General features: G+C 68.8%; 18 protein-coding genes and 1 tRNA gene. 6 read left to right on the top strand and 13 right to left on the bottom strand.

Going from position 1 to position 20,792, the window contains the following annotated elements; translation table 11 throughout:
• Nucleotides 1–3: 3 nt before the first annotated feature.
• Entirely contained in the window at nucleotides 4–387 is a 384-nt protein-coding gene (gene rplL, locus Q9R19_RS12415; RefSeq protein ID WP_311256709.1) for a 50S ribosomal protein L7/L12, read from the bottom strand.
• A 48-nt stretch (nucleotides 388–435) separates the two neighbouring features.
• Nucleotides 436–924: a 50S ribosomal protein L10 gene (rplJ, locus tag Q9R19_RS12410; protein WP_311256708.1), complete on the bottom strand. Its 489-nt coding sequence runs from the start codon at nucleotides 922–924 to the stop codon at nucleotides 436–438.
• Between the two features lie 289 nt (nucleotides 925–1,213).
• Between rplJ and Q9R19_RS12405 the strand changes: the two genes are divergently transcribed.
• Nucleotides 1,214–1,891 carry a YqaJ viral recombinase family protein gene (locus Q9R19_RS12405; protein ID WP_311256707.1) on the top strand — a complete coding sequence of 226 codons (678 nt, stop codon included), beginning with the start codon at nucleotides 1,214–1,216 and terminating at the stop codon, nucleotides 1,889–1,891.
• A 24-nt stretch (nucleotides 1,892–1,915) separates the two neighbouring features.
• On the opposite strand, the gene Q9R19_RS12400 is transcribed toward Q9R19_RS12405, so the two are convergent.
• Nucleotides 1,916–2,803, bottom strand: a complete 888-nt coding sequence (locus Q9R19_RS12400; RefSeq protein WP_311256706.1) for a LysR family transcriptional regulator ArgP — start codon at nucleotides 2,801–2,803, stop codon at nucleotides 1,916–1,918.
• A 70-nt stretch (nucleotides 2,804–2,873) separates the two neighbouring features.
• On the opposite strand from Q9R19_RS12400, the gene Q9R19_RS12395 reads away from it, so the two are divergent.
• Nucleotides 2,874–3,557 (top strand): LysE/ArgO family amino acid transporter, encoded by a 684-nt coding sequence (locus Q9R19_RS12395; protein ID WP_311256705.1) that lies wholly within the window; start codon nucleotides 2,874–2,876, stop codon nucleotides 3,555–3,557.
• 114 nt (nucleotides 3,558–3,671) lie between these two features.
• On the opposite strand, the gene rplA is transcribed toward Q9R19_RS12395, so the two are convergent.
• The 5 genes from rplA to Q9R19_RS12370 form a co-directional block, all read right to left on the bottom strand.
• Nucleotides 3,672–4,361, bottom strand: a complete 690-nt coding sequence (gene rplA, locus Q9R19_RS12390; protein WP_311256704.1) for a 50S ribosomal protein L1 — start codon at nucleotides 4,359–4,361, stop codon at nucleotides 3,672–3,674.
• Between the two features lie 11 nt (nucleotides 4,362–4,372).
• Nucleotides 4,373–4,804, bottom strand: a complete 432-nt coding sequence (rplK, locus tag Q9R19_RS12385) for a 50S ribosomal protein L11 (RefSeq protein WP_311256703.1) — start codon at nucleotides 4,802–4,804, stop codon at nucleotides 4,373–4,375.
• Nucleotides 4,805–4,927: 123 nt separating this feature from the next.
• The gene (nusG, locus tag Q9R19_RS12380) at nucleotides 4,928–5,923 is read right to left on the bottom strand and encodes a transcription termination/antitermination protein NusG (protein WP_311256702.1); all 996 of its coding nucleotides are present in this window, start codon (nucleotides 5,921–5,923) and stop codon (nucleotides 4,928–4,930) included.
• A 14-nt stretch (nucleotides 5,924–5,937) separates the two neighbouring features.
• Nucleotides 5,938–6,225, bottom strand: coding sequence for a preprotein translocase subunit SecE (secE, locus tag Q9R19_RS12375; protein WP_311256701.1), 288 nt, complete (start codon nucleotides 6,223–6,225; stop codon nucleotides 5,938–5,940).
• 41 nt (nucleotides 6,226–6,266) lie between these two features.
• Nucleotides 6,267–6,339, bottom strand: a tRNA-Trp gene (locus Q9R19_RS12370).
• A gap of 144 nt (nucleotides 6,340–6,483) precedes the next feature.
• Between Q9R19_RS12370 and Q9R19_RS12365 the strand changes: the two genes are divergently transcribed.
• On the top strand, nucleotides 6,484–7,725 hold the full coding sequence (locus Q9R19_RS12365) for a mechanosensitive ion channel family protein (protein ID WP_311256700.1): 1,242 nt from the start codon (nucleotides 6,484–6,486) through the stop codon (nucleotides 7,723–7,725).
• Here Q9R19_RS12365 and poxB read toward each other — a convergent pair.
• From poxB to gabT, 4 genes are all read right to left on the bottom strand, one after another.
• Nucleotides 7,713–9,437, bottom strand: a complete 1,725-nt coding sequence (poxB, locus tag Q9R19_RS12360) for a ubiquinone-dependent pyruvate dehydrogenase (RefSeq protein WP_311256699.1) — start codon at nucleotides 9,435–9,437, stop codon at nucleotides 7,713–7,715. The genes Q9R19_RS12365 and poxB overlap by 13 nt on opposite strands.
• Before the next feature lie 167 nt (nucleotides 9,438–9,604).
• Nucleotides 9,605–10,966, bottom strand: coding sequence for an NAD-dependent succinate-semialdehyde dehydrogenase (locus Q9R19_RS12355; RefSeq protein WP_311256698.1), 1,362 nt, complete (start codon nucleotides 10,964–10,966; stop codon nucleotides 9,605–9,607).
• A 55-nt stretch (nucleotides 10,967–11,021) separates the two neighbouring features.
• Entirely contained in the window at nucleotides 11,022–12,494 is a 1,473-nt protein-coding gene (locus Q9R19_RS12350) for an NAD-dependent succinate-semialdehyde dehydrogenase (RefSeq protein ID WP_311256697.1), read from the bottom strand.
• 103 nt (nucleotides 12,495–12,597) lie between these two features.
• Nucleotides 12,598–13,965: a 4-aminobutyrate--2-oxoglutarate transaminase gene (gene gabT, locus Q9R19_RS12345; RefSeq protein ID WP_311256696.1), complete on the bottom strand. Its 1,368-nt coding sequence runs from the start codon at nucleotides 13,963–13,965 to the stop codon at nucleotides 12,598–12,600.
• A 95-nt stretch (nucleotides 13,966–14,060) separates the two neighbouring features.
• On the opposite strand from gabT, the gene Q9R19_RS12340 reads away from it, so the two are divergent.
• Entirely contained in the window at nucleotides 14,061–15,584 is a 1,524-nt protein-coding gene (locus Q9R19_RS12340; RefSeq protein WP_311256695.1) for a PucR family transcriptional regulator, read from the top strand.
• A gap of 184 nt (nucleotides 15,585–15,768) precedes the next feature.
• On the opposite strand, the gene Q9R19_RS12335 is transcribed toward Q9R19_RS12340, so the two are convergent.
• Nucleotides 15,769–17,211 (bottom strand): helix-turn-helix domain-containing protein, encoded by a 1,443-nt coding sequence (locus Q9R19_RS12335; RefSeq protein ID WP_311256694.1) that lies wholly within the window; start codon nucleotides 17,209–17,211, stop codon nucleotides 15,769–15,771.
• Between the two features lie 139 nt (nucleotides 17,212–17,350).
• Here Q9R19_RS12335 and aceB point away from each other — a divergent pair, with 139 nt between their 5' ends.
• Nucleotides 17,351–19,057: a malate synthase A gene (gene aceB, locus Q9R19_RS12330; protein ID WP_311256693.1), complete on the top strand. Its 1,707-nt coding sequence runs from the start codon at nucleotides 17,351–17,353 to the stop codon at nucleotides 19,055–19,057.
• Nucleotides 19,058–19,083: 26 nt separating this feature from the next.
• On the top strand, nucleotides 19,084–20,679 hold the full coding sequence (locus tag Q9R19_RS12325; protein ID WP_311256692.1) for an isocitrate lyase: 1,596 nt from the start codon (nucleotides 19,084–19,086) through the stop codon (nucleotides 20,677–20,679).
• Nucleotides 20,680–20,792: the final 113 nt, after the last annotated feature.

Here is a 20,792-nt window from a genome sequence, read left to right as displayed (position 1 = left end):
GACTTACTTGAGGGTGACCGTGGCGCCGGCGGCCTCCAGGGCCTCCTTCGCCTTGTCGGCGGTCTCCTTGTTGGCGCCCTCGAGGACAGCCTTCGGAGCACCGTCGACGACAGCCTTGGCCTCGCCGAGGCCCAGCGAGGTGAGCTCGCGGACCGTCTTGATGACCTGGATCTTCTTGTCGCCGGCAGCCTCGAGGATGACGTCGAACGAGTCCTTCTCCTCCTCGGCAGCGGCCTCGCCTGCACCACCGGCGGCACCGGCGACGGCGACGGGGGCGGCAGCGGTGACGTCGAACTTCTCCTCGAACGCCTTCACGAACTCGCTGAGCTCGACAAGGGTCAGACCAGCGAACTGCTCCAGCAGCTCCTCAGTGGAAAGCTTCGCCATGATATTTCTCCTAATAGATGGGGGTTGTGTCGGGAAGACGCCGGTCGCTCACGCGGCCTCGGCGGTCTCCAGCTTTTCGCGAAGCGCGTCGATGGTGGCGGCAGCCTTGCCCATCGTCGCCTTCATCATGCCCGCCGCCTTCGCCAGCAGAACCTCACGGCTCTCGAGCGAGGCGTACTTGTTGACCTCGTCGGCGTCGAGGGTCTTGCCCTCGAAGACGCCGCCCTTGATCACGAGAAGCGGGTTGGCCTTGGCGAAGTCACGCAGAGCCTTGGCAGTGGCGACGAAGTCACCGTGCACGAACGCCACGGCCGACGGACCCTTGAGGTCGTCGTCCAGCGTCGTGATCCCCGCGTTGTTCGCGGCGATCTTGGTCAGCGTGTTCTTCACCACGGCGTACTCCGCGTTCTGACGGATGTCGTTGCGCAGCTGCTTGAGCTGGGCAACCGTCAGACCGCGGTACTCGGTCAGCAGGACGGCGTTCGAGTCCTCGAAGTTCTTCGTGAGCTCGGCAACCGTTGCATCCTTCTGCGCCATGGTCACTCCTTACGTGTACGGATGCCGCGCGGCTGCGTGACATCGACCTCGACCGCCCGCAGCCAAACAAAAACGCTCCGGCGCAAGCGCACGGAGCGTGAAAACCCTCTATGACACCTGCGCGGGCCCCTGCAGAGCAGTGCTTCGATTCATCGTGCTCGCACACGCTGAATGACCGGCGGTCTTCGGTTGAGTCCACTCTACGGCATCCCCTCCCCTCCCCCAAATCCTCGGCGAGCGAGCGGCGTGGAAGGCGTGGAGAGAGGCGCTTCGGGCGTAGGGTCGAAGGGTGACCCCGGAACTCGAAGCGCGCATCATCGCGGACTCGCGGGATCGGGTCGCATGGTTGCGCGCACGCGCCAGAGGGATCACCGCGACCGATGTCGCCGGTCTGTCCGGTGAGGCGTCGATCTCCCGGGCAGCGGATGCCAAGCTCGGGCACGGCCCGCGGTTCGGCGGCAACGCGTACACCGACCACGGCCGGCGGCGCGAGCCCGAGATCGCAGCGTGGGTGGCCGCGACCCACGGCATCCTCCCCTCCTCCGCACTGTTCCGCGCCGAGGTCGAGAAGCGCCACCTCGCCACTCCGGACGGCGTGTGCGTCGACGGCGGGGGACACGTGCTGCTCGCGGAGATCAAGACCACCAACAAGTCCTGGGCCACCATCCCGCGCACCTACCTGCGCCAGGTCTGGTGGCAGCAGTATGTGCTCGGCGCGGAGCGGACGCTGTTCGTCTGGGAGGAGCACGTCGACTTCCAGCCGGTCCACGACGAGCCCAGGAGCGTGTGGATCGACCGCGACGACAAGCAGATCGGTCGCCTGGTCGGCCTCGCCAACCGCCTGATCGACGAGCTCTACCACCGCACGACGGGCCAGGCGCCTCCCGATCGCGGTCCGCTCACCGCCAACCGCCGTGAATCCCTCCGCGAACGCGACCTGTTCCGCGCGCTCGCCCTCTCCGACTGACGAGTTGCAGACGTCGCTGCGGCCTCAGAGCGGCGCAAGCGCCCGGCCTGCTTCGGCGACGACCTCGTCGGCGAGGGCGTCGAGCAGCGGAGAGCGCAGATTCCACTGCTGCCAGTACAGCGGAACGCGGGTGGGCGGACCGCCCAGCTCGACGAGGTCGTCTCCTGCCTGCGGCGAGGGGATCAGCCCCCAGCCCAAGCCGAGTCGCACGGCCCGGGAGAAGTCGTGGGATGCCGGCACGTAGTGCCGCGGCACCGACCACGGGTCCACTCCCCCGGCGCGCAGCCAATCCTGCTGCAGGGCATCCCGCCGGTCGAAGTCCACGAACGGCGCGACCCGCAGCGCGGCGACGGAGACGCCATCCGGAAACCAGCGGGCAAAGTACTCGGCGGTCGCCATCGGGCGGTACTCCAGTACGCCCAGCGGCGTCACGGCGCTGCCGCCGACCGGCCGCGCCTCGCTGGTGACGGCCGCCATCACCTCACCTGACTCCAGCAGGCGGGCGGTGTAGTCCTGATCGTCGCGGTGCAGGTCGACGTCGATCGGATGCCGCTGCGCGACACGCGCGATGGGTGCCAGGAACCAGGTCGCCATCGAGTCGGCGTTCACCGCCAGAGGCACCCGGATGCGCGGGGACGGCGCCTGTTCGGCGACGCCCAGGCCGAAGGCCGCGAGCGCGTCGTGCTCCAGCAGCTGCACCTGCCGCGCCAGGCGGATCAGCGCCTCTCCTGCTTCGGTGGCACGCACGGGGCGCGCGCGGACGACCACCACGCGGCCGAGCTGCTGCTCCACCGCCTTGATGCGCTGGCTCACCGCCGACGGGGTGATGTGCAGACGCCGCGCCGCGGCGTCGAAGCTGCCCTCGTCGATGACCGCGGCGACTGTGGCGGCCAGTTGGGCGTCGATTCTCACATAAGGGATGCTAATGCAGATTCAGTTCTCTTCGCTGGCATTCATGCAGTGTTGGATCTAGCGTGGGCATGTGCTCACCGTTCTCTCGGGCCTCGGCCTCATGTTCTCGCTCATCATCGCCGTCGGCGCGCAGAACGTCTTCGTGCTGCGCCAGGGTCTGCGCCGCGAGTACGTGCTGCCGGTGGTGCTGATCTGCGCAGCATCCGACGCCGTGCTGGTGCTGGCGGGAACCGCCGGGCTGGGCTTCCTGATCGGCCGGCTGCCCTGGCTGCTGATCGCGGCGCGCTGGCTGGGCGGCCTCTCACTGATCCTCTACGGGATCTTCGCCGCGCGGCGTGCATGGCGGGCGAGCGGCGAATCACTCGTCGCGGACGCTTCACCCGCGGATGTCGACAGCGCGCCGCACACCGGCGGCACGGTCGCCGTCACCACCGGCACCGCCACATCCACCCGATTGCGCCTGGCGACAGTGATCATCGCGACCCTGGCCTTCACCTATCTGAACCCGAACGTCTACCTCGACACGGTGCTGCTCATCGGCTCGGTCGCCGCGACGCACGGCGACCTGCGCTGGCTGTTCGCGGCCGGAGCGATCCTGGGCAGCGTCACCTGGTTCTTCGCTCTGGGCTTCGGCGCCCGGCACCTCGGACGCTGGCTGCGCACGCCGCGCGCCTGGCGCATCCTCGACACCGGCATCGCCGCGCTGCTCGTGCTCATGGGCGTGCTGCTCGTGCTTCCCGTGTTCGCCGGCTGATCAGCATCCGTCCTCCTCCTCCGCGCCTTCGTGGGCGGACGAGCAAGGCCCCCACCGGCGAACCGGTGAGGGCCTTGCGCCGACAGGCCCGGAGCGGGCCCATCGTGATCACGCTCAGATGGCGTTGACGTCCAGCGGGATGCCGGGGCCGAACGTGGTCGACACGGCGCCCTTCTGGATGTAGCGGCCCTTCGAGCTCGACGGCTTCAGACGCACGATCTCCTCGAGCGCGGCCGAGATGTTCTCGTTCAGCTGGTCGGCCGAGAACGACGCCTTGCCCACGATGAAGTGCACGTTGGCGTGCTTGTCGACGCGGAACTCGATCTTGCCGCCCTTGATCTCCTCCACGGCCTTGGCCGGGTTGGGGGTCACGGTGCCGGTCTTCGGGTTCGGCATCAGGCCGCGGGGGCCCAGCACCTTGCCGAGACGACCGACCTGGCCCATGAGCTCGGGGGTCGAGACGGCGGCGTCGAAGTCGGTCCAGCCGCCGGCGACCTTCTCGATCAGCTCGGCGCCACCGACCTCATCGGCGCCGGCGGCGATGGCGGCCTCAGCAGCCGGGCCGTTGGCGAACACGATGACGCGAGCGGTCTTGCCGGTGCCGTGCGGGAGCATGACGGTGCCGCGCACCATCTGGTCGGCCTTGCGCGGGTCGACCGAGAGCTTGAGCGCGACCTCGACGGTGGAGTCGAACTTCGCCGAGCCGGTCTCCTTGGCCAGGGCCACGGCCTCGGTCGGAGTGTAGAAGCGGTCTGCGTCGATCTTGGCGAGCGCAGCCTGGTAAGCCTTGGACTTGGTAGCCATGATTATCTCCCTCAGCCCTCGACCGTGATGCCCATGGAGCGGGCGGTTCCGGCGATGATCTTCGACGCGGCGTCGATGTCGTTCGCGTTCAGGTCGGCCTGCTTCTGCTCGGCGATCTGACGCACCTGCTCGGCGGTGATCTTGCCGACCTTCACGGTGTGCGGGGTGGCCGAGGCCTTCTGCACGCCCGCGGCCTTCTTGATCAGCTCGGCTGCCGGCGGGGTCTTCAGGACGAACGTGAAGCTGCGGTCCTCGTAGACGGTGATCTCCACGGGGATGACGTTGCCGCGCTGCGACTCGGTCGCGGCGTTGTACGCCTTGCAGAACTCCATGATGTTGACGCCATGCTGACCGAGCGCGGGGCCGATCGGCGGCGCCGGGTTGGCTGCACCGGCGTTGATCTGAAGCTTGATCAGGCCGGTCACCTTCTTCTTCGGTGCCATTCTCTTTCCTTTCATCGAGTGGATGCCAGGGGCATCCCTCTCCCGCGACTCCGGCATCTCCGGACCGCGGTGCTATCCGTGCGCGTGACGCGCAAACCTCTTGATCTTACCCGAGAACGGGAATCAGAGCATCTTGGTGACCTGCTCGAAGGACAGCTCCACCGGAGTCTCGCGCTCGAAGAGCGAGACGAGCACGGTGAGCTTGCCTGCGGCGGCGTTGATCTCGCTGATCGTTCCGGGAAGGCCGGCGAACGAGCCCTCCTTGATCGTGATCGTCTCGCCGACCTCGAAGTCGATCTCGGCCGCGACCGGACGGGGCACGGCCACGCCGCCCTTGGCGGCGATGGACTTCGCGGTCGGGACGTCCTTCACCTCGACGAGGGACTTCAGCATGTTGAAGGCCTCTTCGAAGCGCAGCGGCGTCGGGTTGTGGGCGTTGCCCACGAAGCCGGTCACTCCCGGCGTGTGGCGCACGACGGACCAGGTGTCCTCGTTCAGCTCCATGCGCACGAGCACGTAGCCCGGGATGCGCACGCGGGTGACCATCTTGCGCTGGCCGTTCTTGATCTCGACGACGTCCTCCATCGGGACCTCGATCTGGTAGATGTCGTCCTCGACCTCGAGCGTCGACTTGCGCTGCTCGATGTTGGCCTTCACCTTGCGCTCGAACCCGGCGTAGGAGTGGATGACGTACCACTTGCCCGGCAGCATCCGCAGATCCATCTTGAAGGCCTCGTACGGGTCCTCCTCGACGGCGTCCTGCTCCTCGACGTAGGGGGTCACCTCGTCGGCGGCGGCGGCCGCCTCCTCGGCGGTCTCCTCAGCCACGGCGTCGTTGAGGACGTCGGCGGCCGCTTCGGACTCAGCCGCCTCGTCCAGGTTCAGGGCGTCGTTCACGATCGCGTCCGCCTCCGGGTCTCGGATCTCGATGTCGTCGGTGTCACTGCGGTACTCCTCGCCGGAGTCGTCGTCGCCCTCCACGTGAAGGGCGACGGTCTCCGCGGACGTCACCGACTTCTCCTGCTCGGCGAGGATGCTGCCCTCCTGGGCCTCGTCCTCTTCACTGGACTGCTCGGCCGCGGGGGCCCAGTCGGCGTCATCGGAATATCGTTCAGACACGTTGCTTCTCTCCGTTACTGCGTCGCAGGTGCGTCGGCGCCGGGCACTCCGAAGACGATGTGGGTGATGTAGCCGAACAGCGAGTCGAATCCGTACACCAGGCCCATCACGATCAGCACGAAGACGAGCACGACCACCGTGTACTTGATGAGCTCCTTGCGGGTCGGCGTGACCACCTTGCGCAGTTCGCTGATCACCTGACGGAAGAACAGCGCGATGCGACCGAAGAAGCCGAGCTGCTTGTCCCGCAGGGAGTACGGGCCTGCGGCGACGGACTCGCCGCCCACGTCGTCCTGATCCATCCTGCAAGTACCTTTCGTGAGTCAGCGTATGCGCTGACGCGCAGGGCGGACAGGAATCGAACCTGCAACCTGCGGTTTTGGAGACCGCTGCTCTGCCAATTGAGCTACCGCCCTAGAGACCGGACGGTCCCTGGGTCCGCATCCGTCGTGCACCGGTGAGGGCACGGCGAAGGATGCAGACAACTGCCCCTCAAGTGTACGGCATCCGCCGGGCCGGGCCGAACCGAGCCGAGCACGACCCCGGGTAGGCTGAGGCGAATGGTCTCGTTCTGGAACCTCCCGCCCGCTCTGAACGCCCTCATCCTGCTGGCCGCGGCCGCGGTGCTCGTCATCCTCGCCACCCGGCTGTTCACCGCGCTGATCGGCCTGATCGGCCGCGGCAGGGACTGGACCGACGTGCTGCGCCGGCGCACGCGGGTGCCGTTCGCCGTGCTCAGCGCCGTGGTGCTGTCCTGGGTGGCGCTGGGGCTCACGCTGCCCGTCGGGGCGACCACGTCGGGGTGGTTCCATCATCTGTTCCTCGTGCTGCTGATCCTGTCCGCCACCTGGGCGCTCGGCTCGGCGCTGATCTTCGTCACGGATCTGGGGCTCGCACAGTACGCCGTCGACGGCTCGGACGGGTGGCAGGCGCGGCGCGCGCGCACGCAGGTGGCGGTGGTGCGCCGGCTGATCGGCGCTGCCACCGTGATCGTCGGCATCGCCGCCGCTCTGCTCACCATCCCGGGCATCGCCGCGGTCGGCGGCACACTGCTCGCGTCGGCGGGCTTCCTCTCGGTCGTGGCGGGGCTCGCCGCGCAGTCGACGCTCAGCAACGTTTTCGCCGGGATGCAGCTGGCCTTCAGCGGTGCGATCCGCCTGCAGGACATCGTCGTGGTCAACGGCGAATGGGGGTACATCGACGAGATCACCCTCACCTACGTGGTCGTGAAGGTGTGGGACGAGCGGCGCCTGGTACTGCCCTCGACCTACTTCACGCAGCAGCCGTACGAGAACTGGACGCGGGAGTCGACCGCGGTGCTCGGCACGGTGTTCTTCGACCTGGACTGGGGTGTGGACATCCTGCGGATGCGCGCCCAGCTGGACCGCATCCTGGCCGAGAGCGGGATGTGGGACGGCGCGGCCTCGTCGCTGCGCATCACCGATACGGTCGGCGGCTACGTGCAGGTGCGCGCGCTGATCAGCGCCGCCGACGCGTTCACGATGTTCGACCTGTCGCGCACGGTGCGCGAGGAGATGCTGCTGTGGCTGCAGCGCGAGAATCCCGAGGGCCTGCCGCGCACCCGCATCCAGGCCGTCGAGCGCGACGGCGAGGCGTTTCCGAAGCCGCGGCAGCGCAGGGCTTCGCATCCTGCTTCGTCGCAGCCTGCTCCTGCGACGAATGCTGCCGCGGATGCTGCGGACGAACCCTCGCGCGGAGACGAGACCCGCCCGATCTCTACCGTGCCCGACCCCGAGCCGGAGGCTGTTGCCGAGGACGGGGCGCCGGATCAGAACAGCTGACGCCAGTTGGCCTTAGCCAGGTCCAGCAGCTCGTCGCCCCGCCCCGACATGACGGTGCGGATCGCGTAGAGCGCGAAGCCCTTCACCTGTTCGGCTGTGACGGCCGGCGGCATGGACAGCTCCTGCCGCTCGGTGACCACGTCCAGCAGCGCAGGCCCGTCATGAGCGAGCACCTCGGCCACGGCATCCAGCAGATCCTCCGAGCGCTCCACGCGGCGCGCGAAGATGCCGAGCGCCTGCGCGACGGCGGCGAAGTCGGGGTTGTGCAGGTCGGTGCCGTAGGTGACGAAGCCCGCGGCCTTCATCTCCAGTTCGACGAAGTTGAGCGAGGAGTTGTTCACGACGATGGTCTTGACCGGGAGCCTGTTCTGCGTGAGCGTGATGAGCTCGCCGAGCATCATCGCCAGCCCGCCGTCCCCGGCCAGCGCGATCACCTGCTGGTCGGGACGGGCGACCTGAGCGCCGATCGCGTGCATGATCGCGTTGGCCATCGACCCGTGGGTGAACGACCCGATCAGGCGGCGCTGCTCGGTCATCGTGAAGTAGCGTGCCGCCCACACCGTGGGCGAGCCGACATCGGCGGTGAGGATGGCATCCGAGGCCGCCGCCTCGTCGATCAGCCGGGCGAGGTACTGCGGGTGGATCGGCGCCTTGCCGCGTGCGGGGACGGCCAGGTCGTCGAGCTTGGTCCGGGTCTTGCGGTAGTGCGCGGTGGCGTCGTCCAGGTGGGCGCGGTCGCTCTTCGTCTTCAGCCGCGGCAGCAGCGCATCGATCGTCGCCTTGACGTCTCCGACCAGGCCGAGATCGAGCGGATGCCGCTTGCCCAGCTGCTCGCCGCGGATGTCCACCTGGATGGTCTTGGCGCCCTCGGGATAGAACTGCGTGTACGGGAAGTCGGAGCCGAGGATCAGCAGCGTCTCGGCATCCTCCATCGCGCGGAATCCGGAGGCGAAGCCGAGCAGGCCGGTCATGCCGACGTCGAAGGGGTTGTCGTACTCGATGTGCTCCTTGCCGCGCAGCGCGTGCACGATCGGTGCGGCGAGGGCATCGGCGAGCGCGATCACCTCGTCATGGGCGCCCTCCACGCCCGCTCCGGCGAGGATCGTGACCCGGCTGCAGCCGTTCAGCAGGGTGGCGGCCTGCTCGAGCTCGGCCGGGCTCGGGGTGACCACCGCGCTCGTGCGCGGGATGACGATCGCGCGGTCATCGGCGATCTCGGCGAGCGCCACGTCGCCGGGGATGACGAGCACGGCGACGCCCCGCTGCTCGATCGCGGCGCGCATCGCGATCTCCATCAGCCGCGGCATCTGCGAGGCATCCGCGACGTACTCGACGTAGACGCTGCATTCGCGGAACAGCTCCTGCGGGTGCGTCTCCTGGAAGTAGCCGGTGCCGATCTCGACGGTCGGGATGTGCGCGGCGATGGCGAGCACAGGCACGCGGGAGCGGTTCGCGTCGTAGAGCCCGTTGATCAGGTGCAGGTTGCCGGGTCCGCACGAGCCCGCGACGACCGCGAGCTCGCCGGTGAGCGCAGCATCCGCCGCCGCCGCGAACGCCGCCGACTCCTCGTGCCGCACGTGCACCCAGCGGATCGTGCCGTCCTTGCGCAGGGCATCCGTGAACCCGTTCAGCGAATCGCCCGGGATCCCGTAGACCCGGTCGATGCCGTTGGCATGGAGTGTGCGGACCATGTTCTCAGCGACGGTCGTCATGAGAACGAGCGTACGCCGGTGCGCCGGTGATCGGCTCGGCCGGTTGCGCCCCGGCCCAGAAGAGGAGAACCTCCCAGAAAAGGACGAATCCTGCATCAATCGTCCTTCTCTCGGCCGTTTTCCTCTTCTCGACGACGGATCCGGACCTGCGCAGCCACTGCGGGCGCTCAGCCCTTGCGGATCAGCTTCTTGTTGACGAACTCGTCAGCGGCGAGCAGACCCAGCTCGCGCGAGGTGCCGCTGCGCTTGACGCCGCCGAAGGGCAGTTCAGGGCTGTCTGCCAGCACGAGGTTGACGTAGACCATGCCGGCCTCGATCCCGTTGGCCACGCGCTCGGCCTGCTCGGCATCCGTCGTGAACACGTAGGAGCCCAGACCGAACGACGTGTCGTTGGCGAGCGCCACAGCAGCATCCTCGTCGGCGACCCGGTACACGACCGCGGCGGGCCCGAACAGCTCTTCGCGGTACACGTCCATCTCGGGTGTCACATCGGCCAGCACGGTCGGAGCGAAGAAGGTCCCCTCGCGAGTGCCGCCGGTCACCAGCGTCGCGCCCTGCTCCAGCGCACGGTCGATCTGCTCCTGCAGCCGCTCCGCCGCGGCCAGCGAAGAGAGCGGTCCCAGCACGGTGTCCTCCCGCGTGGGGTCCTCTGCCGAGACCGCCGACAGCGCCGCCGCGAATTTCGACGTGAACTCCTCGTACAGGTCGTCGATCACGATGAAGCGCTTCGCCCCGTTGCAGGACTGGCCGTTGTTGTCCAGGCGGGCATCCACGGCGTTCTGCACGACCGCATCCAGATCATCCGTGGAGAGCACGATGAACGGATCAGAGCCGCCCAACTCGAGCGCGACCTTCTTCAGGTTGCGTCCGGCGACCTCGGCCACGGCGGCGCCCGCGCGCTCGGAGCCGGTGACGGACACGCCGTGCACGCGCGGGTCGGCGATGATGGTCGCCGCCTGCTCGTTCGTGGCGTACACGTTCACGTACCCGCCGTCGGGCAGGCCCCCGTCACGGTAGATCGCCTCGATCGCGGCGGCCGATTCGGGGCACTGCGGGGCGTGCTTGAGGATGATCGTGTTGCCGATCGCGAGGTTCGGGGCCGCGAAGCGCGCCACCTGGTACGTCGGGAAGTTCCACGGCATGATGCCCAGCAGCGCGCCCAGCGGCGCACGACGCACCACGGCGGTGCCGTCGCCCAGGATCTCCAGCGGCTGGTCGGCCGTGATCTTGTCGATGTTGTCGGCGTAGAACTCGATGATGTCGGCGGCGAATTCCACCTCGCCGACCGCAGCGGCGATGGGCTTGCCCATCTCGCGCACGATGATCGCGCCGAGCTCGTCCTTGCGTTCGCGGTGCAGCTCGGCGATGCGGCGGATGACGGTCGCGCGCTCGGCCGGCGCAGTCGCCGCCCACGTCCTGGCTGCTGATGCCGCGCGGACGATGGCGTCCTCGATCTGCGCATCGGTGAACGTGTCGTATGTGGCGACGGTCTCGCCCGTGGCCGGGTTGACGACGGCGTAGTCGGTCATGTCGGTCCTCTCATTCGGTGGTGGCCCTTCGACGGGTTCGGGAGCCGACCACGTGTCAGCTGCTCGGAAGCAGTGTGTACTTGGTGGACAGGTACTCGTGGATGCCCTCGACACCGCCCTCACGGCCGATGCCGGACTGCTTGACACCCCCGAAGGGGGCCGCGGCGTTGGAGATCACGCCGACGTTCAGCCCCATCATGCCGGTCTCGAGCGCATCGATCATGCGGTGCCCGCGGGCGAGATCCTCGGTGAACACGTAGCCGACCAGCCCGTACTCGGTGTCGTTGGCCAGCCGCACCGCCTCAGCCTCGTCCGAGAACCGGGCGATCGCGAGCACGGGACCGAAGATCTCCTCGCGCAGGATGTCGCTGCCCGCAGCGACGTCGGTGAGCACGGTGGGCTGATAGAACGTCCCCTCGCCCTCGATCGCCTCGCCGCCGGCGAGCAGCCGCGCGCCGCGCTGGACGGCATCCCCCACCAGCTCCTGCGCCTTGGCGACGGCATCCGCGTCGATCAGCGGGCCGATCACGACGCCGTCCTCGGTTCCGCGGCCGATCTTCATGGCCTTCACGCGCTCGGCGACGCGGCGCGCGAACTCGTCGGCGACGTCCTCATGCACGATGAAGCGGTTCGCGGCCGTGCAGGCCTGGCCGATATTGCGGAACTTCGCCGCGATCGCACCGTCCACAGCCTTGTCGAGATCGGCGTCCTCGAACACGACGAAGGGCGCGTTGCCGCCGAGCTCCATCGACACACGCAGCACGCCCTGCGCGGCCTGCGCAATGAGCTTCTGTCCCACCGGGGTCGACCCGGTGAACGACAGCTTGCGCAGGCGCGGGTCGGCGATGATCGGGGCCGACAGCGCGCTCGACCGCGAGGTCTGCACGATGTTGACCACGCCGGCGGGCAGCCCCGCCTCTTCCAGCAGCTTCGTGAAGAAGATCGTGGTCAGCGGCGTGAGGGCCGCGGGCTTGACGACCACGGTGCAGCCTGCGGCGAGCGCCGGGGCGATCTTGCGCGTGGCCATCGCGAAGGGGAAGTTCCACGGGGTGATGAAGAACGACGGTCCGACCGGCCGCTGCGACACGATCATGCGACCCGTGCCCTCGGGGTTGCTGCCGTAGCGGCCGCTGATGCGCACGGCCTCCTCGCTGAACCAGCGCAGGAACTCCCCGCCGTACACGACCTCGCCGCGGGATTCGGCCAGCGGCTTGCCCATCTCGAGGGTCATCAGCAGCGCGAGATCCTCCTTGTGCTCCTGCACAAGCTCCCAGGCACGGCGCAGGATGTCGCTGCGGGTGCGCGGGGCGGTTGCGGCCCACGCGTCCTGCGCGGCCACGGCCGCGTCGAGGGCACGGATGCCGTCGGCGGGCGACGCGTCGGCGATCGAGGCGATCACCTGGTTGTTGGAGGGGTCGCGCACGTCGAAGGTGCGCCCCTCGTCGGCATCCGTCCACTGGCCGCCGATGAAGAGGCCGCCGGGCACGCGGGCGAGGAGTTCCTGTTCGTTCGCTGCGAGAGTGCTCATGTTCCGTCTCGATTCTGTGCGTTGAGGCTTGAGTGAAGATTCTGTGCGGGGAGGTGGTCGGCCGCGATCGGTGATCCCCCGACCGGGATCGCGGCCGACGGTCTCAGCTGCTCTGCGCCGTCGCGATGGCGGCTGCGACGACGTCGAGCCCGTCGTTCAGCAGCTCGTCGCCGATCGACAGCGGCGGCAGGAAGCGGATGACGTTGCCGAACGTGCCGCAGGTGAGCACGATCACGCCCTCTGCGATGCACGCCCTGGCCACCGCTGCGGTGAGAGCAGCATCCGGCTCCCCGGTCTCGGGATGCACGAACTCGGCGGCGACCATCGCGCCGTGGCCGCGCACGTCGCCGATGCGCGGGTCGGCCGAGGCGATCGCGTGCAGTCGCTCCAGCAGGATGCCGCCGATCCGCTGCGCGCGCTCGACCAGCCCCTCGTGCACGAACGCGTCGATCGCGGCCAGCGCCGCGGCGCAGGCGACCGGGTTGCCGCCATAGGTTCCGCCCAGGCCGCCGGCGTGCGCGGCATCCATGATCGAGGCTCTGCCGGTGACGCCGGCCAGCGGAAGACCCGCAGCGATGCCCTTGGCGGTGGTGATCAGGTCGGGCTCGATGCCGAAGATCTCACTGGCGAACATGACCCCGGTGCGGGCGAAGCCGGTCTGCACCTCGTCGGCGATGAAGACCACGCCGTTGGCGCGGCTCCACTCGACGATCGCCTGCAGGAAGCCATCGGCCGGCACGATGAAGCCGCCCTCGCCCTGGATCGGCTCGATGATGACGGCCGCCAGGTTCTCGGCGCCGACCTGCTTCTCGATCAGCGTGATGGCGCGCGCGGCGGCCTCGGCCCCGGTCAGTCCGTCGCGGTACGGGTAGGAACCGGGCACACGGTAGACCTCCGGGGCGAACGGGCCGAAACCGGACTTGTACGGCATCGACTTGGCGGTGAGCGCCATCGTGAGGTTGGTGCGCCCGTGGTAGCCGTGATCGAAAGCGACGACGGCCTGGCGGCCGGTGTGCTTGCGGGCGATCTTGATCGCGTTCTCGACGGCCTCGGCCCCCGAGTTGAACAGCGCGGTCTTCTTGGCGAAGTCGCCCGGGGTCAGGCGGTTCAGCGCCTCGGCCACCTCGATGTACGACTCATAGGGCGAGACCATGAAGCAGGTGTGCGTGAACTGTGCGGCCTGTGCCGCCACAGCGGCGGTGACCTTGGGGTGCGCATTGCCGACGCTGGTCACCGCGATTCCCGAGCCCAGGTCGATGAGCGAGTTGCCGTCCGCGTCGACGACCACGCCGCCGCCTGCGGCGACGACGGCGACGGGCATGGAATGCGCGACGCCCGCGGCCACGGCATCCGACTTGCGTGCCAGGATCGCCGCCGAGCGGGGGCCGGGCAGTGCGGTGACAAGTCGACGGAGCTGCTCGAGGGCGGGCCCGCCAGCGGGGATCGTAGAGGTCTCGTCGATCAGTGTCATGAGGCGAGACTATGTCCGTCCGACCAGGAAAGCACTCGCCCGAACGTATAATCAACCGAAGCGATTCACCGATCCGTACAAAGGTGGAGGACGCCGTGGAGCCGATAAGCCCGCCGACGCTGCGCACGCTGCTGGAGCGCGGTGATCTGCGGCTGCACCTGATCCCGCCCGAAGCCTCACTGCCCGCCGGCGCGCTGGATCGGCCCGTGCGGTGGGTGCACAGCTCCGACCTCGCCGATCCGACGCCGTTCCTCGCCGAGGAGCTGGTGCTGCTGACCACCGGCACTCAACTGGAAGAGGCGGATGCCGCCGGTGCGACCGCCTACGTCGCCCGGCTGGTGCAGCGCGGAGTGCTGGCCCTCGGTTTCGGCTCGGGCGTGCATCGCGCGGGCGCGCCGGCCGAGCTGGTCGACGCCTGCGCGGACGCCGGACTGGTGCTGTTCGAGGTGCCGTACGACACACCTTTCCTGGCCATAGCGCGCGCCCATGCGCAGGCGATCGCCGCCGAGGCGTACGCCCGCCGCACCTGGGCGCTCGAGGCGCAGCGGGCCCTCGCGATCGCCGCCCTCCGCCCGCATGCGCTGGAGTCGACGCTCGCGGAGCTGTCCCGGCGACTCGGATGCTGGGTGGGCATGTTCGATGCGACAGGTGCGGCCGCGCACCAGCATCCGTCGCCCCTCGGCCCAGGAGCGGAAGCGGATGCCGTCGCCGACGCCGTCGCAGAACTGCTGTCCCGCGGCGGCGCCGCCAGCCGCACGATCGAGGACGGCGAGAGCGCGTTCACGCTGTTCACCCTGGGACGCACCGGCCAGCTGCGCGGCGTGATCGCGATCGCCGCCGCGACCCTCGACCCGGAGACCCGGGCGGTGATCACCTCCGTCATCGCGATGGCGGGGCTCGCCCTGGAGCAGAACGAGCAGCTGTCCCGCGGTCGCCGACGCCTGCACGCTCAGCTGCTGTCCTCACTCATGCAGGACGACCCTGCCCTCGCCCGGCGCGTGCTCGGCTCACTGCCCGTCGCTCCGTTCGTGATCGCCGTCACGGACGGCGCGCGCATCGGCGCGCTGCTGGAGTGGCGGGATCGACGACGAGCGGATGCCGGTGCGGCGGCCTTCGTCGCCGAGAGCGACGACGACTGCGTGGTGTGCATTCCGGCGAGCCAGGCCCGGCAGCTGGCTCCGCTCGCGAGACAGCTCGGCATCCGCTTCGGCCTCTCGGATGCCGCCGACTACACCGGCTTCGCGCAGGCCGCCTCGCAGGCGCGGACGGCACTGCGGCGGGCACCGGCGGGCGCGGCGACGACGAGGTACGCCGACACGGTCTCGGGCGGGATGCTGGATGCGCTCGCGGGCGAGGAGACCCGCCTGCTGGCCAGGACCAGACTCGCGCCGCTGCGCCGCCACGATGCCGAGACGAACGGCGAGCTGGAGCGCACCGTGCGGGTGTGGCTGGAGCACGACACGCACAGCGAGCGCAGCGCGACAGCGCTCGGCATCCACCGCCACACCCTGCGCACCCGGATCGCCCAGGCGGCGATGCTGCTGGAGGCAGATCTCTCCTCGTTCCCCGCTCGCGCCGAGCTGTGGGCCGCGCTGCACGCGGCGGGGCCGGCATCCTGAGCATCCGCTTCGCGGGTCCTGTCTGGCTGCATCCGGCCCGCTGAGGCGACCAGAAGGGACCCGCGAGCACCCCGGGACGCAGGAGGACGTCAGACCGTGAGCGCGTCGAGGAGCTGCGCCACGGTGCCGACGAAGCGGAAACCGGCACTCAGCGGAGACTGACGACTCAGCGTAGGCTGACACCTCAGCGCGGCGCGTGGGCCTCGAGGAACTCGTACACGTCGGTGGTGTCCACCCCGGGGAACGAACCGGTCGGCAGCGTGGCCAGCAGCGTACGCGGAGTGCGCACGTTCGGCCAGGCCTGCTCGCGCCAGCGCTCCTCGAGCTCGGCCGGCGCGCGCCGGCAGCACACCTCGACGGAATGCTTGGACACGCCGCGGTTGGGAGTGTCGCGGCCGACGAACCACTTGGTGTCGTCGAAGCGCACACCCACGCTCACCGAGTGCAGGCCCTCGCTGGACGGCTCCACACGGGCCGTGCACCAATAAGTGCCGTTGCCCGTGTCGGTGTACTGGTAGTACGGGTTGAACCGGTCCTCCACCTCGAACACCTCGCGGCTGGTCCAGCGGCGGCAGCACATCTGCCCCTCGATGGAGCCCAGCCGGTCGGTCGGGAAGTTCACGTCGTCGTTCTCGTACGCCTTGGTGATGGTGCCTGATTCGTGCACCTTCAGGAAGTGCACCGGGATCTCGAGGTGCCGGGTAGCGAGGTTCGTGAACCGGTGCGCGGCGGTCTCGTACGAGACCGAGTACGCGTCGCGGATGTCCTCGATCGAGATCGCGCGGCGCGACTTGGCCTCCTTCAGCACAGGCGCGACGTGCGATTCGGGTACCAGGATCGCACCGGTGAGGTAGTTGGTCTCCACCCGCTGGCGCAGGAACTCGGCATAGCTGCGCGGTTCACCGTGACCCAGGATGCGACTGGACAGCGCCTGCAGCACGGCCGTGCGGGCATCGCCCTTGGCCTGCACGCTGCCGGAGAGATACAGCCGCCCGTGGGCGAGGTCAGCGACGCTGCGGGTGGTCTGCGGCAGGTCGTTTGTGTAGTGCAGCGTGAATCCGAGGTGAGCGGCGATCTCGGATGCCGTGCGCTGGGTGACCGGCCCTCCCGGATGCCCGACGGCGGCCAGGATGTCGCGGGCCTGCGCCTCCAGGTCGGCGAAGTAGTTGTCCTGACTGCGCATGAGATGACGCAGCTCGACGTTCGCCCGCCGTGCCTCCTCGGGCGTCGCCGCGCGTTCATCGCGGAGACGCTCGATCTCGTCGTGCAGAGCGAGCAGAGCCGCGAGCACGTGGTCCGGCGTCGATCTGGCGATGCGGAAGGACGGGATGCCGAGGGCCTGGAAGGTCTGCCCCTTCATGGCGCGCTCGAGGGCGATCTCCATGGTGCTGCGCTCGTCGAGCGGCTCTCCCTCGAGCAGCGCGTCGATCGTGGTGCCGAGCGCCCTGGCGATCGCCTGCAGCAGGGTGAGCTTCGGCTCGCGCTTGCCCGTCTCGAACATGGAGACCTGACTGGGCGCGCGATCGATGCGCCGCGCGAGCTCTTCGAGCGTCATGCCCTGCCCGGTGCGCAGCTGCCGGATACGCCGCCCGATCGTGAGCGCGTCGGAGGTCTCCTCGGTGGTCATCGCAGCAGTGTGTCACAGAAACAGAATTTTCAGCAAACTTCTCCTGCGATCTGGTCGCACAGCATCCGAATCTTCACCCAGAGTGGATGCCAAGCCACCCGGCCGCACAGAACCAGGCCACACAGAGAGGACCACGGTCATGAGCACTCCCACCATCCCGACCACCACGCCCATCCCCACCGACCAGCCCGTCCCCACCGATCCGCCCATCCCCACCGACCGGCAGGGTCCCGCCCTGCACGTCACCGGCACCCTGCGGGACCGCTTCGACGAGATCCTCACGCCCGAGGCGATCGCGTTCCTCACCGAGCTGCACCACCGCTTCGCCGGACGCCGCCACGACCGCCTCGCCGATCGCCAGCGGACGCGTTTCGAGATCGGCAAGGGCCACGACCTGCGCTTCCGCGAGGACACCGCGCACATCCGCGAGGACGCGGACTGGCGCGTGGCCGGAGCAGGGCCCGGCCTGGAGGACCGCCGCGTGGAGATCACCGGCCCGACCGACCCGAAGATGACCATCAACGCTCTCAACTCCGGCGCCCGCGTGTGGCTGGCCGACCAGGAGGACGCGACCAGCCCCACCTGGGACAACGTCATCGGCGGACAGCTGTCGCTGCGCGATGCGATCCGTGGCGAGCTGACGCACACCAGCGCCGACGGCCGCGAGTACCGCGTCACCGCCGAGCAGACGCCCACGATCGTGATGCGTCCCCGCGGCTGGCACCTCGGCGAGAAGCACATCCAGTTCACCGACCGCACGGGGCGCACGCTGCCGGCATCCGGCTCGCTGATCGACTTCGGCCTGTACTTCTTCCACAACGCGCAGGCGCTGATCGACAGCGGCCGCGGCCCGTACTTCTACATCGCCAAGCTGGAATCCAGCGAGGAGGCGCGGCTGTGGAACGATGTCTTCACGTTCAGCCAGGAGTACCTCGGCATCCCCTACGGCACGATCCGCGCGACCGTGCTGATCGAGACCCTGCCCGCCGCCTTCGAGATGGACGAGATCCTCTACCAGCTGCGCGACCACTGCGCCGGGCTGAACGCCGGCCGCTGGGACTACATCTTCTCGATCATCAAGAACTACCGCGGCCGCGGCGCCCGATTCGTGCTGCCCGACCGCAGCGAGGTCACGATGACGGTGCCCTTCATGCGGGCCTACACCGAGTTGCTCGTGAAGACCTGCCACAAGCGCGGGGCGTACGCGATCGGCGGCATGAGCGCCTTCATCCCGAACCGCCGCGACCCCGCCGTCACCGAGCGCGCACTGGAGAAGGTGGCCGCCGACAAGCGTCGCGAGGCCGGCGACGGCTTCGACGGCACCTGGGTCGCTCACCCCGACCTGATCCCCGCCGCCCAGGCGGAGTTCGACGCCGTGCTGGGTGATCGCCCGCACCAGCTGGATCGTCAGCGCGACGACGTCGACGTGACGGCCGAGCAGCTGCTGGATCTGCGCATCGGGCGGCCGATCACGGAGAAGGGCGTGCGCGACAACGTCTCCGTCGCGATCCGCTACCTCGAGGCATGGCTGCGCGGACAGGGCGCTGTGGCGATCGACGACCTGATGGAGGATGCCGCGACGGCCGAGATCAGCCGTTCGCAGGTGTGGCAATGGATCCACCAGGACCGCCGCACCGAGGAGGGCGATCTGATCACCGCAGAGTACGTCGAGCGGCTGATCACGGAGATGCTCGCGCAGGCGCCGCGCCCGCAGGGCGGAGCGGGGCAGGCATCCGACCGCTTCGACGACGCCGCCGAGCTGTTCCGCGAGGTGGCGCTGCGGCCCGAGTTCCCGGCGTTCCTCACGCTGCCGGCGTACTCGCGCTTCCTCGTCGAGACCGACTGACCATCCCCCTCACCGAAGGACACGACATGACTGACTACCAGGACGACATCGCCGCCATCCAGGAGCTCAAGCACGCGAACGGCGCGGGCTGGGCCGCCATCGACCCCGAGTCGGCCGCCCGGATGCGGGCGCAGAACCGCTTCCGCACCGGGCTGGAGATCGCCCGGTACACCGCCGACATCATGAGGGCGGACATGGCCGCGTACGACATCGACCCCTCGGCGTACACCCAGTCGCTCGGGGTCTGGCACGGCTTCATCGGGCAGCAGAAGCTCATCTCGATCAAGAAGCATCTGAAGTCGACGAGCAAGCGGTACCTCTACCTGTCGGGCTGGATGGTCGCGGCGCTCCGTTCGGAGTTCGGTCCGCTCCCGGACCAGTCGATGCACGAGAAGACCGTGGTGCCCGCGCTGATCCAGGAGCTGTACACGTTCCTGCGCCAGGCGGATGCCCGTGAGCTCGACCTGCTGTTCACCCAGCTGGATGCCGCGCGGGCGGCCGGCGACGAGACCGGCGCCGAGTTCATCCAGTCCCGGATCGACGGCTTCGAGACGCACGTCGTGCCGATCATCGCCGACATCGACGCCGGCTTCGGCAACCCGGAGGCCACCTACCTGCTGGCCAAGAAGATGATCGAGGCGGGCGCGTGCGCCATCCAGATCGAGAACCAGGTGTCCGACGAGAAGCAGTGCGGCCACCAGGACGGCAAGGTCACCGTGCCGCACGAGGACTTCATCGCCAAGCTCAATGCGGTGCGCTACGCCTTCCTCGAGCTCGGCGTCGACAACGGCATCATCGTCGCGCGCACCGACTCGCTGGGGGCAGGCCTCACCCAGAAGCTGGCGGTTTCGCGCGAGCCCGGCGACCTTGGCGACCAGTACAACTCCTTCCTCGACGTGGAGGAGGTCTCGGAGGCCGAGCTGGGGAACGGCGACGTCGTCATCAAGAGAGACGGGCGGATGCTGCGCCCGAAGCGCCTCGCGAGCAACCTCTACCAGTTCCGCGCCGGGACCGGTGAGGACCGGGTCGTGCTGGATTGCATCACCGCGTTGCGCAACGGCGCCGACCTGCTGTGGATCGAGACCGAGAAGCCGCACGTCGAGCAGATCGCCGGCATGGTCGACCGAATCCGCGAGGTCGTCCCGAACGCGAAGCTGGTCTACAACAACAGCCCGTCGTTCAACTGGACGCTGAACTTCCGCCAGCAGGCGTACGACCAGCTGGTCGCGCAGGGTCAGGACGTCTCAGCCTACGACCGCGACAAGCTGATGAGCGCCGACTACGACGACACCGAGCTCGCCCGCATCGCCGACGAGAAGATCCGCACCTTCCAGCGCGACGGGTCGGCCCGAGCCGGCATCTTCCACCACCTGATCACCCTTCCCACGTACCACACGGCCGCGCTGTCGACCGATGACCTGGCCAAGGGCTACTTCGGCGAGGAGGGGATGCTGACCTACGTCCGCGACGTGCAGCGCCGGGAGATCCGCCAGGGCATCGCCACCGTGAAGCACCAGAACATGGCCGGCAGCGACCTCGGCGACAACCACAAGGAGTACTTCGCCGGTGAGGCGGCCCTGAAGGCCGGCGGCCAGCACAACACGATGAACCAGTTCAGCTGACCCGTCTGTCGGCTCAACCCCTCGACCCTTCGACCCTTCGACCCTTCGACAGGCTCAGGGACCCAGAGATGGGTCGCTGAGCCTGTCGAAGCGTCGCTGTCTGACCGACAAAG

This window comes from Microbacterium sp. ARD32 (assembly GCF_031844385.1).
GTDB lineage: Bacteria > Actinomycetota > Actinomycetes > Actinomycetales > Microbacteriaceae > Microbacterium.
Note: the sequence above shows the minus strand (reverse complement) of the source record. Positions and strands in the feature narration are given on the sequence as shown.

Bases quoted from the DNA above. Each gene is read 5' to 3' on its own strand.
- rplL (WP_311256709.1), bottom strand. From the start codon at position 387: ATGGCGAAGCTTTCCACTGAGGAGCTGCTGGAGCAGTTCGCTGGTCTG.
- rplJ (WP_311256708.1), bottom strand. From the start codon at position 924: ATGGCGCAGAAGGATGCAACGGTTGCCGAGCTCACGAAGAACTTCGAG.
- rplA (WP_311256704.1), bottom strand. From the start codon at position 4,361: ATGGCTACCAAGTCCAAGGCTTACCAGGCTGCGCTCGCCAAGATCGAC.
- rplK (WP_311256703.1), bottom strand. From the start codon at position 4,804: ATGGCACCGAAGAAGAAGGTGACCGGCCTGATCAAGCTTCAGATCAAC.
- secE (WP_311256701.1), bottom strand. From the start codon at position 6,225: ATGGATCAGGACGACGTGGGCGGCGAGTCCGTCGCCGCAGGCCCGTAC.
- Q9R19_RS12365 (WP_311256700.1), top strand. From the start codon at position 6,484: ATGGTCTCGTTCTGGAACCTCCCGCCCGCTCTGAACGCCCTCATCCTG.
- poxB (WP_311256699.1), bottom strand. From the start codon at position 9,437: ATGACGACCGTCGCTGAGAACATGGTCCGCACACTCCATGCCAACGGC.
- Q9R19_RS12355 (WP_311256698.1), bottom strand. From the start codon at position 10,966: ATGACCGACTACGCCGTCGTCAACCCGGCCACGGGCGAGACCGTCGCC.
- Q9R19_RS12350 (WP_311256697.1), bottom strand. From the start codon at position 12,494: ATGAGCACTCTCGCAGCGAACGAACAGGAACTCCTCGCCCGCGTGCCC.
- gabT (WP_311256696.1), bottom strand. From the start codon at position 13,965: ATGACACTGATCGACGAGACCTCTACGATCCCCGCTGGCGGGCCCGCC.
- Q9R19_RS12335 (WP_311256694.1), bottom strand. From the start codon at position 17,211: ATGACCACCGAGGAGACCTCCGACGCGCTCACGATCGGGCGGCGTATC.
- aceB (WP_311256693.1), top strand. From the start codon at position 17,351: ATGAGCACTCCCACCATCCCGACCACCACGCCCATCCCCACCGACCAG.
- Q9R19_RS12325 (WP_311256692.1), top strand. From the start codon at position 19,084: ATGACTGACTACCAGGACGACATCGCCGCCATCCAGGAGCTCAAGCAC.